This window comes from Kocuria sp., from assembly GCF_030536815.1.
In the GTDB taxonomy this organism is placed as follows: domain Bacteria; phylum Actinomycetota; class Actinomycetes; order Actinomycetales; family Micrococcaceae; genus Kocuria; species Kocuria gwangalliensis.
Genome location: NZ_JAUNPE010000004.1, coordinates 1 through 12,996 on the forward strand (window position 1 = coordinate 1; position 12,996 = coordinate 12,996).

The following is a 12,996-nucleotide window of genomic DNA, read 5'->3' on the forward strand; positions in this document are numbered from 1 at the left end:
GGCGGCTCATCCATCTGGCCGAACACCAAGGCGGTGTCCTTGAGCACGCCGGCTTCTTCCATCTCGACCCACAGGTCGTTACCCTCACGGGTACGCTCACCCACACCGGCGAACACGGAGGTACCGCCGAAGTTACGGGCCACACGGGTGATCATTTCCTGGATCAGCACGGTCTTGCCCACGCCGGCGCCGCCGAACAGACCGATCTTACCGCCCTTGATGTAGGGGGTCAGGAGGTCAATGGACTTGATGCCGGTTTCCATCATTTCGGTGGAGCCCTCGAGCTCCGCGAAGGACGGAGCCTTGCGGTGGATGGGCCAGCGTTCCTGAACGTCCAGCTCCGCAATGGGCAGGTCCAGCGAATCACCGAGCACGTTGAAAATGTGGCCCTTGACCACGTCACCCACGGGCACGGAGATCGGAGCACCGGAGTCCTTGACCTGGGTGCCGCGCACCAGACCGTCGGTCTGCTGCAGCGAGATGGCGCGCACCATGTTGTCGCCCAGGTGCTGTGCGACCTCGAAGGTGATCTTGCGCGGTTCACCGTTGAACTCGTAATCGGCGGTCAAAGCGTTGTAGACGGCGGGCACCTGGTTCTCAGGGAACTCGACGTCGACCACAGGGCCGATCACTCGGGCGACACGGCCGGTCGCGCCGCCCGAGACCGGCTGAGCGGCCTGTTCATTGATGGTGGCAGTCATTTCTCTCACTTCATTTCGGCGGTGGGTAGTGGCGGAGCCCCGGTTAGAGGGCTTCTGCGCCACTGACGATTTCGGTCAGCTCGGTGGTGATCTCGGCCTGACGGGCATTGTTCATCAAGCGGGTGTACTTCTTGATGAGCTCGTCCGCGTTGTCGCCGGCGGCCTTCATGGCACGCTGACGCGAGGCCAGCTCGCTCGACGCGGCATGACACAGGCTCGAGTAGATACGAGACTTGATGTAACGCGGCAGCACCTCGTTGAGGAACTCCTCCGGGTTCGGTTCGAACTCGAAGTTGTTCTGCGTTTCCTCGAGATCCTGGTAGTTCTCGGCCACTTCGTCGCCGAGGTTGTTGGCGTCAACCACCTCGAGGGGAAGCAGGCGCAGCACACGCGGCTCCTGGGTCACCATGGACTTGAAGGCCGTGTAGACCAGGTGGATCTCGTCCACGCCACCGTTTTCGTAGCTTTCGCTGATGTCACCGAGCAGGCGCTCGGTCAATTCCTCGGCTCGCTTGGGGTTTGCGTTGTCGGTATCGCCGGTCCAGAACTCGTCGTAATCGCGGTGACGAAAATCGAAGTACGCCTTAGCTTTACGACCCACCAGGTAGACCCGGACTTCCTTGCCCTCCGAGTCCAGCAGCCCCAACAGTTCCTCGGCGCGCTTGAGCACGTTCGAGGAGTAGGAACCGGCCAGACCACGATCGGACGTGAAAACCACGACTGCGGAACGACGAACGTCGTCTGCAGTGGAGGTCAGCGGGTGGGAAATATTGTGCTGAGACGCGATCTGTGAAACCGCACGGGTCAGCGCGTTGGCGTACGGGTACGCCGCTTCGAGGCTCTGACGGGATTTGTTGATGCGCGAAGTCGCGATCATCTCCATCGCCTTGAAGATCTTCTTCATTGACGAGGTGGACGTGATCTTCTGTCGGTAGACCCGAATCTGCGCTCCCATGAAACTTCCTTTCGGCACCGTAGCGGTGTGCCGTCACCGGCACACCGCTGACTCGGTTACTTCCTGACGATCTTTTCCTGGTTGACGTCCTGGGTCTCCAGGGATCCGTGTTCCTCGTGCCCGGGCTCAATCCCGTGCTTGGAACCGCGGAAGTCGCGCTTGACCTCGGCCACAGCCGTTTTCAGCGCCTCGACGGCGTCGTCCTCGAGCTTGCCCGTGGACTCAATCGAGTCCATCACGTTGGTGGTTCGGCGGACCTGTTCGATCAGGGCCTGCTCGAAATCGATCACGTTGGCGACCTCGACGTCGTCCAGCTGGCCGGTGGTGCCCGCCCAGATGGAAACGACCTGATCCGCAACCGGGTACGGCGTGTACTGAGGCTGCTTGAGCAGCTCCATCAGACGCTCACCGCGGGTGAGCTGCTGACGGGACGCGGCATCCAGGTCGGATGCGAACATCGCGAAGGCCTGCATCGACCGGTAGGAGGCCAGATCAAGCTTCAAGGTACCGGAGACCTTCTTCATGGCCTTCACCTGAGCGGCACCACCCACGCGGGACACGGAGATACCCACGTCCACTGCGGGGCGCTGGTTCGCGTTGAACAGGTCCGACTGCAGGAAGATCTGACCGTCGGTAATCGAAATCACGTTGGTCGGGATGAACGCGGAGACGTCGTTCGCCTTTGTCTCGATGATCGGCAGTCCGGTCATCGAACCGGCACCGAGCTCGTCCGAGAGCTTGGCGCAGCGCTCCAGCAGACGGGAGTGCAGGTAGAACACGTCACCCGGGTACGCTTCACGTCCCGGCGGGCGGCGCAGCAGCAGGGACACGGCACGGTAGGCCTCGGCCTGCTTGGACAGATCGTCGAACACGATCAGAACGTGCTTGCCGTTGTACATCCAGTGCTGACCGATCGCGGAGCCCGCGTACGGAGCCAGGTACTTCAGACCGGCGGACTCGGACGCCGGGGCGGCCACGATGGTGGTGTACTCCAGAGCCCCGTTGTCCTCGAGGGTCTGACGCACGGACGCAATGGTGGATGCCTTCTGGCCGATGGCCACGTAAATGCAACGCACCTGCTTGTCGACGTCGCCGGACTCCCAGTTGGAGCGCTGGTTCAGGATGGCGTCCACCGCAATAGCGGTCTTACCGGTCTGACGGTCACCAATGATCAGCTGGCGCTGGCCACGGCCGATCGGAATCATGGCGTCGATGGCCTTCATGCCGGTCTGCAAGGGTTCGTGAACCGACTTACGCATGGTCACGCCAGGAGCTTGTAGCTCCAGCTCGCGTCGACCGTCCGTTGCCACCGGTCCCAGATCGTCCAGCGGCTCGCCCAACGGGTCCACCACGCGGCCGAGGTATCCCTCGCCGACGGGTACGGACAGAACCTCACCGGTACGGTGAACTTCCTGGCCCTCTTCGATGCCCTGGAAGTCACCCAACACCACGACACCGATGTCGCGAGTGTCCAGGTTCAAGGCCAGGCCGAGAACACCGTTCTCGAACTTCAGGAGCTCGTTGGCCATGACCGAGGGAAGACCCTCGACACGGGCGATACCGTCAGCGGCGCTGGCGACACGTCCGACTTCTACTCGTTCTGCATTGCCGGGTTCGTAGGACGCCGCGAACTCGTTCAGCGCACTACGGACTTCGTCGGCATTGATGGTCACATCGGCCATCTGCTGTCCCTGCTCTCTACGTTTCGTGATCATCGCCCGCGCAATGACCTCACTTCTTTTTGTCGCGATGCGTTGCCCCATCGCCTGCTGACCGTGTCAACGGCCGGTGGAGGCAACGCGACGAGATGCCGGCATCGACCGACTCCCCGCGATCCCCGCTCCACCAGGGGATCAGGCTCCGATTCGCTGCTGCAACTGGCCCAGACGATGGGTCACGGACCCGTCGATGACTTCCTCACCGACCTGGACTCGCAAGCCGCCGATCAATGACGGGTCCACCTCCACGGCAAGCTTGAGATCCCGCGCGTACAGAGAGTTCAAGCTCTGACGCAGTTTCTCCAGTTGCTCGTGGTTCAGGGGACGGGACGTCACGATGCGGGCGATCCAACGCTGCTGGCGATCTGCAACAACTTCTGCGAAGCGCTCGATCAACCGACCGGGCAAAGCTCCACGGGGCTCGCTGACGGCGCGCTGGGTCAACAGGGCACCCTCCTCAGATGCATTGGGCATCAATCGGGAAGCGAGCCGCGCCTTGGCGTCCGCGCTGGCACGCGAATCGGCGAAGGCACCCTGGATCTCCTCGGAGTGATCCACGGTGTTCTTGAACTGAATCAGTTCGTCCACCAGGGATTCCATGGCGTCGAGTCCACCGCGGTGCTCGGCAGACGCTGCTGCCATTGTCACTGCGGCTCGTTCAATGCCGTCACCGAGTTGCCGCTCATTGGCGGAGCGCTGCTTCACAAGCTCGGACACGATCTCGATAGCGGGATCGTGTTCCTCGTTGCCCAACAGTCGATGCACGAAACCGGACACAGCCTCAACGGTGTCGGACTTGTGGGTCCGCTCCCCGAAGAGCTTGCGTACGAGTTTCACGCGATCGTCGGCGGCGCGTGACGGATCCGTCAGCGCTCGGCGCAGAGCGCCGTTGCCGTCGATGACGTCGAGCATGCCGAACAGCTGTTTGGCCGTTTCGACGTGTGCTTCCGAAGCCCAGCGATCAATGTCCACTGTGAGGGGACGGTAGGGTTCGTTCGATGCTTCTGCCATTACCGTGCAGCTCCTGTGCGACCCTGCTCGGTCTCAAGATCTTCAAGGAAGCGATCGACAACGCGGTTTGCACGAGCGTCGTCGTTCAGGGATTCCCCGACGATCTTTGAAGCGAGCTGCGTAGCCAAGGTACCGACCTCGTCGCGCAAGGAAACCACTGCGGCTGCACGCTCGGCCTCAATGGCCTTGTGTGCGTTCTCGGTGATCCGGGCGGATTCCACGTTGGCGCGGTCCTTGAAGTCCGCGAGGATCTTCTCGCCCTCATTGCGGGCTTCCTCACGAATCTTCTGGGCTTCGAGGCGGGCGCTCTCAAGCTGCTGGTTGTACTCGTCGCGAGCTGCCTTGGCCTCTGCCTGAGCGGCCTTTGCCTTGGCAAGTCCACCTTCAATGGCCTCGGTGCGGTCACGGTAGACCTTCTCGAATGCCGGAACGATGAACTTGATCGCGATGAAAAGCAGAATCACGAACCCAATGGCGGTGATCAGCATTTCCCAGACATTGGGGAGGAGGGGGCTGGCCCCTTCTTCTGCTGCCAACAACATTGCGGTCATGTGCGCGATTCCTGTTCTCTAGTTAAGGACTAAGTGCGGACGAGCCGCTCTTAGAGGAGTGCGAGCACGAAGCCCAGGATGGCCAGAGCCTCGACCACGGCGAAGCCCATGAACAGCATGGGCTGGATCACGCGCTGGGACTCGGGCTGGCGAGCAACTGCCTGCATGTACGCAGCGAAGATCAAACCCACACCGATGCCACCACCGATGGCAGCGAGACCGTAGCCAATGACGCTAAGCGAACCTTCCATTATGGATATTTCCTTTCTGGGTGCCCGTGTCGGGCAGTGATGCCATTACTGGAATCGTAAATGGACGATGGTCACATCAGCAGCCCGGTCGGACCGCTGCTTCGTGGGGTCAGTGCCCCTCCTGCAGTGAGCCCTGTACATACACGGCAAACAGCAGGGTGAAGATGTAGGCCTGCAGGATCTGAATCAGAACCTCCAGGAAGTAAATGAAGAGGCCCAGGATCACGCCGAAGACGGATCCGCCGATCCCGAGCGCACCACCCACACCGGTGGCGAGGTACGCGGTGAAGCCCGCGGCCACCATGATGGCCATGTGGCCGGCAAACATCGTGGCGAACACACGCAGTGCGTGCGTGACGGGGCGAATGATCATGTTCGAGAGGAACTCGAGGGGGATCAACACGATGTACAGGACCTTGGGAACGTCCGGCGGCATGGTCATTTTGACGAAGAAGCCGCCGAAACCGTGGCGCTTGATGCCCACGAAAACCCACACGAAGTAGGCGATGGCCGCGAAGACGTACGCGGTGCCGGGGTGGGAGAAGGTCGGAAGTTGCAAGACCGGGATGGAACCGAACAGGTTGTTCACCAGGATGAAGAAGAAGAAGGTGAACAGCAGCGGAATGTACGGGCGGAATTCTTTTTCACCGATGATGTCGCGGCCCAAGTGGTTACGCACAAAGCCGTAACCCATTTCGCCCAGGTACTGACCCTTGGAGGGGACCAGGGCGCGGCGGCGAACGACGTACATGAAGAACCCAGCGATGAGAACCACCGACAACAGGATCAACAAAGAATGCTTGCCGACTTCAAATGTGCCCACGGTGAAGAGGGGAGGCAGGTGCGCGTCCTCAACTGACGGGGCCACAAATTCGGCCGGAATCCTCAAGGCGGGGTTCAATACGGGTCCTTTCTGCGGTATCCAGACCGGTCACACTCGGGGCGAGGGGCCCTGATCAGACGACGATGTCTTTGTCGGGTACTCCATCTGGGTCGAACTGGAGTTCAGGCCCTCCCGCATGTGGAGGTAACCAAGATAGATCCCGGCAGCCGCACCTATGACGGCTCCCACGATCACCAACCACCCTGTTCCCAGCAGGTGATCCGCGCCCCAGCCTACCAAACTCCAGAAGCCCCCACCGACCACGATGTACAGCAACAAGGTCAGCCCTCCGGCCAGTCCCCCTCGCTGTACGAGCTCGCCCGCGGTGCTGAGCGTGTCCTCGGATTCGGCCGCACTGTGCGCAGCTTGGCCACGCCTGCGCTCATGGCGCGTCGAGTTGGCAAAATCGGGTTCATGCTCGGCCATGCTCTGCCCCATCGGTCGGTTCGGACACGTGTCCGTCCAGGATAGGTGCCGACTCTGCTTCGGCGGTGGCTTGCTCTTGCCTGGCGCGCACCACCGCTGCGTATTCCCTGGCCAAAACCGCGCTGGCTCGCATCGCCAAGGGTGCCAGGGCCAGCCAGGACAGCGTGAGACCGACGGCAACGGTGATGGCGAACCCCAAGGAGTGCAGCCATGCGGGTGCTCCCACGAAAAGCAGGTACCACCCCATGACCACGACTTTCATCAGGTAGAGCACAGCGAGCGCGGGAGCCGTGGCTGCCGGTGCAATGCGATACATGAGGGTCGAGACGAACACGGTGAGCCCCGTGCTCAGAACCACCAGTCCGGCCCCCGCCACGATGGATCGCCACAGCGGGTCGAACTCGATCGCGACAGCGCACGTGATGAGAATCACAGCCAGCAAAATGGATGTGACGCCGAGAACGAGTACCGGGCGGCCGTAAACATCACGGGTATCCCCGGCGGCCCGGTTCTGGACCGGGTGCCTCGCATGGTCCGCGGGCTGCGCCGGGGTCATGACGCCTCGCTCCGGCGTCGACGCGCGAGCGGGCGGAGGAAGCGAGGCAGGCACAGGTACAGCACCACCACGGCGACGGCGGCCAATCCGGCGAGAACCGAACCTGCGCCGTCGGCGCGTAGTCCCCACAGCGAGATGAGGCTGACCAGGACGGTGGCGAGAGTGACGACCAGCGAGGACTGGACATGTGACAACCCCACGTCCGTGAGTCGCTGGTAGACGTGCTCCCGGTGGGGTTTGTACCAGATTTCACCGCGCTGAACGCGCTTGACGAGCGTCACGGTGGTGTCGGCCACGTAAATCAGCAGGGGCGGCAGTAGATACTCCACGTAGACCCCGGACAGGAACGCCCCGATGGCGATGGCCACCAGGCTTCCGCCCAGGACGTACGAGCCGACGTCGCCCAGGAAGACCGTGCCCCGGCTCAGGTTCCAGGGCAGGAATCCCGCGAAGGCACCGGCCACGACCAGGCCGGCGCACATCATCCAGGTCATGTTGTTGGCGGCACCGGCCCAGGCGTAGAGCAGTCCCACCACGGTTCCGTGCATTCCGGAGATCCCGTTGATGCCGTCCATGAAGTTGGCGATGTTGATGTAGGCGACCGTGGCAATCACTCCCACCGGCCACCACCACACGGCGATCCCCAGCGTGAGGATCAGGGCGCCGGTGCCCAGTGCACCGATGAGCACCTGCCCTCCGAGCCGAGCTCCCACGGACGCACCACGGTAATCCTCGAACCAGCCCAGCGCGGCACCGGCCACGGTCATGGCCAGCACGATCAGCGAGACGGAGCGGTCCACCTCGACCACGCCCGCGAGCATGGCGATGGAATACATCACCGCAATGGCGATCGCCACGGCCAGTCCCATGCCGCGGATGACCGGGCGGTCGTGGGAGGACCTGTCGGAAGGGATGTCGATGACGCCCCACCGCTGCAGTAGCGGTTTAATGACGAACGGCAGGAGGACGGAAAGAAGGAGAGCTCCCCCGCCCAGCCAGAGGGCCAGGGTCGTTAGCTCTCGGAGCGTCTCGGCCTGCGGAATGGCGCCCGGGCCGGCGTCGCGGGACAACACTGTTGCCGTGGTGGTGATGATGGGCCCCGTCATGATTGCTCTCCCCCGTGGCGGTCTGCAGGGGGGAATGACTCGCGGTGTTCCCTGGCCCGGGGAACATGGAAATCGGTGATGCGGGGTTGGGTGCTGGCGGTCACCACGGGAATCGAGCCGGTGAACAACATACCCCCGCGCACCTTCCACACGTGCCGGTCCAGGTGCGCCGGATCCAATCGCTCCGCCTTGGCGTGGGAGATCTTGGGGTGCAGTGGCCGTTCGTCGCTCTCGCCCGCACCGATCAGATCCTCGTGCAGCTTTTCACCGTGACGCAGACCGGTGATCACGATCTCCACGTCCTCACGGCCCGACATGGCGCGCAATCGTTCGGCGATGTCCAGGATCCGCACCGGTTCGCCCATGTCAAGAATGAGGACCTCTCCCCCGCTGGCGATGGCACCGGCCTGAATCACCAGTTGGCAGGCCTCGGGAATGGTCATGAAGTACCGGGTGGCCTCCGTGTGGGTCACCGTGATGGGCCCGCCCTGCCGAATTTGTTCGGCGAACAGCGGGAGCATGGAACCTCGTGAGCCGAACACATTGCCGAAACGGACGGACGCGTACCGGTTGTCGGTCTCACCGGCCATCCACGCCGTGAGTTTCTCCGCCACACGTTTGGAATGCCCCAGGGCGGTGGTGGGGTTGGCGGCCTTGTCGGTGGAGACGTTGACGAACACCTCCACGCCCACGTTGGCCGCGGCATTGAGCACATTGAGGGTGCCCATCACGTTGGTCTTCCACGCCTCATCCGGGAACTGCTCGAGCAGCGAGACGTGCTTGAGCGCGGCCGCATGGAAGACAACTTCCGGTTGTCTCTGTTCGAAAATGTGCTCCAACGATTCGGTGTCCCGGATATCCGCGAGCACGGTGTCGTTGCCGTCCAGGAGTCCGCGGCCGGTGATCGAGATCTGGGTGGATTGCAGGCCGGTTTCGTCACGATCCAGCATGATCAGCTCGTCGGGTTCGAACCCGACGAGCTGACGGCACAGCTCGGAGCCGATCGATCCCCCCGCGCCCGTGACAAGCACTCTCTTTCCGGTGATGTAACCGGCGATCGCATCCACATGGATGTCCACGGGACGCCGCCCGATGAGATCTTCCATGGCAATATCGCGCAGATCCACGCTCTGCTGGTTGGCGGTCAACATGTCGGTGATCGGCGGAACCGTCATCACGCGCGTATTGGTGCCCGCCACGGCGTCGGAGACGCGGCGCATCAGGCGCGGTTCGACGTCGGAAATGGCCACAATCAGAACGGCCGAGCGTGTGGTCTCCAGGACCTGAGCGACGTCGTGCAGGGTTCCCATCACCGGGACGGATGAGATGCGCAGGTGTTTCTTGGCCGGATCGTCGTCGATGAGAGCGACCGGCAGGTACTCCGAGGAGGGGTCCTGCATCATGCGGTGCACCAGGAAGGTGCCCAGATATCCCGCCCCGAACACCACCACGTGTTGCGCTCCGGCCCCGGGTTTGGCCGTGGACTCCTGGTACATGCGCTTGAGGTAGCGGAACGCGGCCATGAACAAGCACGCGAACGGGAACGCAATGAACCCGATGGAACGCGGAATTCCCATGGCCACACCGAAGACCAGGAGCACGACCTCCACAATGGCGATGACGATCACCGTCACCACGACCAGGAGCTTGGCTTCTTCGAAACTGCCGAACGAATACCGCCCCTTGTAAAGGGCGAACGAGAAACCCACCACCATCTGACACGCGACCGCCACGGCGCACGTGATGATCAGCCCGCCCGTGGACACGAACTGCACGTTCATTTCGTAACGCAGCAGCACCGCCACGCACATGGCGACGATCCACGCGGCGGAATCCAGAATCATCTGGATCCATAACCACGCGACCGGCTTCTCCGCCGAGGGGGTGTTCGTCTGGGGGTTCCCCATGCGTGTTGATGTCCTTTCGAGCACGCGAATCAGTTACTGCGGTGGCCCACCATGAACCGGTAGGCCGTTTCCCGCACCCTGAGCGGTACAAATCTGTAGCCGCCCCGCACGATCACGTTCGTGGCCCATTGTATGAACCCGATGTACCCTAAACGGCGCAATTTCCATTGCAACGCCAATTCCGCCCGAAACACGCGGGGTCCCCCGCGCCTCTCGTACGAACCGGCGGAGACCCGGTAGCCGACCAGCGGTTCGGCAATGTTGCGCACGTCCGCCCCGGCGCGGAGCATGCGGGCCCACAGCCAGTAGTCCTCGGCCATGGGTACGTGCTGGTACCCACCCACCGCCTCCACGGCGCTGCGGCGGAAAACCACGGACGGGTGGGAGATCGGGTTCCGACGTTTACCCACCCGCGCGATCTCCGCATACCCCACGGGTGCCCGGCGCAGCGCCACCGGATCCGATTCGTCGTCGCCGATTTCATGCATGGAGGCGCCCACCAGATCCGCGCCGTCCTCGATGAGTGGCAGTTGCCGTTCGAACCGGTCCGGATAGGAAATGTCATCCGCGTCCGCGCGGGCCACGATGTCGTGATCACACCACAGCAGGCCCGTGTTCAGGGCATCGGTCAGGCCCGCGTTACGTTCCAGATCCACGCGCACCACGGGCACGGACGACGCCGCGCTGATCCGGTCGAGTTCATCGGTGATTTCCTGGGGCACCGGCCCATCGCGGACAATCACGACCTGGGCGGGAGGCCGTGTTTGCTCCGCCGTGTTCGACTCGACGGCCCGGCGCACCCGGGACGCGGAGTCCCCCCGGTACACGGGCATCAACAGCGAGAAGTCGGCGGGGAGTTCTGCGGCACCCATGGGCTCAGCGAGGGCCACCGAAACCACGTCCCCGCATTCCATTGACGTATCGGGTGGCCCATGTGCGCAGCCCCTTGAGGTCTCCGCGCTGCAGGTAGTACGCCGGATAGCCGATCGCGTCAGCAGCCAGTTGCACCACGCGTTTGTAGTGCCACGAGACGTAGCCGCGGTTACGGAAGAAGTGCTGCTGCTTGAACTGCCCCGGGGGAATCAACACCTGGAGTTTGCCGGGAATCACCACGTGCTCCTCGTTCCACCCCGGGGGGTGGGCCACGGCGGTGGTGGTCACGGTGCCGAAGGGCAACTCGGACTTGCGCAGCCGCACCAGAAAGTCCACTTCGTCACCGCGCAGGAAGAGTTTGAGATCCGGCAGCCCCACGGTGAAGAACACCGATTCGGCCATGAGCGCACCGTTGAAAAAGGCCGCGTACGAGGGAATGAACCCTAAAGGTTCAACGTCATCTCGAGAATGCGTGATGACTCCTTCGAGGCGGAACGGAAAGGACAACGAGCCGTGGTCCTGCGGTGCCACAATCAGGGGTGAGACCACCGCCAGGTCGCGTTCCGCGGCGGCGCGGCGCAGGGTCCGAAGGCAGTGCTCATCCTCCGGATGGGCGTCGTCATCCATGAGCCACACCTGGTCCGCGCCGGCGGACAGGGCTGTGAGGATGGCCAGGGAGAAACCACCCGCGCCGCCCAGATTGGCCTCCGAGCGCATGTATCGGAGTTCGAATGTCCCGTCGATCAGATCGAGGAGATGAGTGCGGTCCAGGGCAGTCCTGCCCGCGTCCACCAGGCACAGGCTGTGGATCGGATCCGACTGGCGCCTGAGCCCCGCAATCAACTCCGCAACGTCGCGGGGGCGGTCCTGCGTTACGCATGCAACGCTGACGCGCCGGCTCCGCGCCGGGTCGGAACTGGCTCGAGTCATGGTTGCTCCCGCGGAAAGTTCTGTGTGGGACCTACAAACTCGGGCCCCGCTGGACTCACGGATTCTATCAACGCACAGCTGACAATCCCCCGGACACGGTGAGCGCGGGATTGCTGTCGTACGATGAGGAAACCAATGTCGGGAGGAGATTCACCGTGACAGCTAGTAGCTGGCGAGTACTCGGAGCCACAGGCTTTGTGGGGTCGGCCATCACCACTGCCCTGCAGACCAAGAACATTGCCGTGACCCCCGTGTCCACGCCCCGGTTGGCCTCCCCGGCCACCACCGTGCACCACGTGATCGAGCACGCTCATCGGTTGGAGTCGGTGATCGATTACCTGGCGGATTCGTTTGCCGGCGCGGACATCGTGGTCAATGCCGCGGGGTTGGCGGCCCCCGATCAAACCCATCAGCAGTCCTTGACCGGTGCGAATGCGCTGCTACCCGTCCTGGTGGCCCTGGCCGCGCACCGCACGGGTGTCCGCCGGGTCATTCACATCAGCTCGGCATCGGTGCAGGCGAACGCCCCCGTGCTGGACGAATCCATCCGCACCGCACCCTTCTCCGCCTACTCATTGTCCAAGGCTCTGGGCGAGTCCGCGCTGTACCGGTTGCGGTCGCAGTGGGAATCGGAATCCAACGCCCCGCAGCTCACGGTGCTGCGCGCCACCTCGGTCATGGGCAGTGGGCGACGCACCACGCGTTTGCTCGCCAAGTTCGCGTCCTCGGTCTTCTCCTCGGTTGCCGGGGACGGCACGGCACCCACGCCGGTCACCTCCGTCAAGGCACTCGCGCAGTTCGCGGTGGCCGTGGGTGAGTATCCCGAGCCCCTGCCCGCCGTGATCCTCCAGCCCTGGGAGGGTGCCACGAACGGTTCCGTCCTGCGCGATGCAGGGAGGCGCCATCCGCTGCAATTGCCGCCGTTACTGTGCCGCGCCGTGATCGACGCCGGTAACTGGGTGTCGGGGTTGGCCAATAATCGCTTCAACGGGGCCATCCGACGCCTCGAGGTCACGTGGTTCGGTCAACGTCAGGTACCGGGTTGGGCGCACGAGAACGGTGTGATACCCGAGCCCAACGTGCAAGAAGTTCTGCGTCAAGCGCATTTGTCCCTGGGTAAATAGCGCC

At 63.2% G+C, this 12,996-nt stretch carries 13 protein-coding genes and 1 pseudogene; 1 reads left to right on the forward strand and 13 read right to left on the reverse strand.

Annotation, left to right across the window (positions count from 1 at the left end):
* From Q4E95_RS01050 to Q4E95_RS01110, 13 genes and pseudogenes are all read right to left on the reverse strand, one after another.
* Positions 1–701, reverse strand: a pseudogene (locus Q4E95_RS01050) (F0F1 ATP synthase subunit beta); the annotation flags it as partial.
* A gap of 43 nt (positions 702–744) precedes the next feature.
* Positions 745–1,656 (reverse strand): F0F1 ATP synthase subunit gamma, encoded by a 912-nt coding sequence (locus Q4E95_RS01055; RefSeq protein WP_303381571.1) that lies wholly within the window; start codon positions 1,654–1,656, stop codon positions 745–747.
* Positions 1,657–1,712: 56 nt separating this feature from the next.
* Positions 1,713–3,338: a F0F1 ATP synthase subunit alpha gene (gene atpA, locus Q4E95_RS01060; RefSeq protein ID WP_303381572.1), complete on the reverse strand. Its 1,626-nt coding sequence runs from the start codon at positions 3,336–3,338 to the stop codon at positions 1,713–1,715.
* A 171-nt stretch (positions 3,339–3,509) separates the two neighbouring features.
* Entirely contained in the window at positions 3,510–4,385 is an 876-nt protein-coding gene (gene atpH / locus Q4E95_RS01065) for an ATP synthase F1 subunit delta (RefSeq protein ID WP_303381573.1), read from the reverse strand.
* A complete protein-coding gene (locus tag Q4E95_RS01070) occupies positions 4,385–4,936 on the reverse strand; it encodes a F0F1 ATP synthase subunit B (RefSeq protein ID WP_303381574.1) in 552 nt (183 codons plus the stop codon). Before Q4E95_RS01070 ends, atpH begins: the two co-directional genes overlap by 1 nt.
* 50 nt (positions 4,937–4,986) lie before the next feature.
* Complete coding sequence (locus tag Q4E95_RS01075) at positions 4,987–5,187, reverse strand: ATP synthase F0 subunit C (RefSeq protein ID WP_016996283.1); 201 nt, start codon at positions 5,185–5,187, stop codon at positions 4,987–4,989.
* Positions 5,188–5,296: 109 nt separating this feature from the next.
* Positions 5,297–6,088, reverse strand: a complete 792-nt coding sequence (gene atpB / locus Q4E95_RS01080) for a F0F1 ATP synthase subunit A (protein ID WP_303381575.1) — start codon at positions 6,086–6,088, stop codon at positions 5,297–5,299.
* Positions 6,089–6,118: 30 nt separating this feature from the next.
* Positions 6,119–6,496: an AtpZ/AtpI family protein gene (locus Q4E95_RS01085; RefSeq protein WP_303381576.1), complete on the reverse strand. Its 378-nt coding sequence runs from the start codon at positions 6,494–6,496 to the stop codon at positions 6,119–6,121.
* Positions 6,483–7,052, reverse strand: a complete 570-nt coding sequence (locus tag Q4E95_RS01090; RefSeq protein ID WP_303381577.1) for a hypothetical protein — start codon at positions 7,050–7,052, stop codon at positions 6,483–6,485. Before Q4E95_RS01090 ends, Q4E95_RS01085 begins: the two co-directional genes overlap by 14 nt.
* Positions 7,049–8,158, reverse strand: coding sequence for a glycosyltransferase family 4 protein (locus Q4E95_RS01095; protein ID WP_303381578.1), 1,110 nt, complete (start codon positions 8,156–8,158; stop codon positions 7,049–7,051). The genes Q4E95_RS01090 and Q4E95_RS01095 overlap by 4 nt, the downstream gene beginning before the upstream one ends.
* Positions 8,155–10,065 (reverse strand): nucleoside-diphosphate sugar epimerase/dehydratase, encoded by a 1,911-nt coding sequence (locus tag Q4E95_RS01100; protein WP_303381579.1) that lies wholly within the window; start codon positions 10,063–10,065, stop codon positions 8,155–8,157. Before Q4E95_RS01100 ends, Q4E95_RS01095 begins: the two co-directional genes overlap by 4 nt.
* A 29-nt stretch (positions 10,066–10,094) precedes the next feature.
* Entirely contained in the window at positions 10,095–10,964 is an 870-nt protein-coding gene (locus Q4E95_RS01105; RefSeq protein WP_368660304.1) for a glycosyltransferase, read from the reverse strand.
* On the reverse strand, positions 10,942–11,868 hold the full coding sequence (locus Q4E95_RS01110; RefSeq protein WP_303381580.1) for a glycosyltransferase: 927 nt from the start codon (positions 11,866–11,868) through the stop codon (positions 10,942–10,944). Before Q4E95_RS01110 ends, Q4E95_RS01105 begins: the two co-directional genes overlap by 23 nt.
* Positions 11,869–12,023: 155 nt before the next feature.
* Here Q4E95_RS01110 and Q4E95_RS01115 point away from each other — a divergent pair, with 155 nt between their 5' ends.
* Positions 12,024–12,992: an NAD(P)-dependent oxidoreductase gene (locus tag Q4E95_RS01115; RefSeq protein WP_303381581.1), complete on the forward strand. Its 969-nt coding sequence runs from the start codon at positions 12,024–12,026 to the stop codon at positions 12,990–12,992.
* The last annotated feature ends 4 nt before the right edge of the window (positions 12,993–12,996 follow it).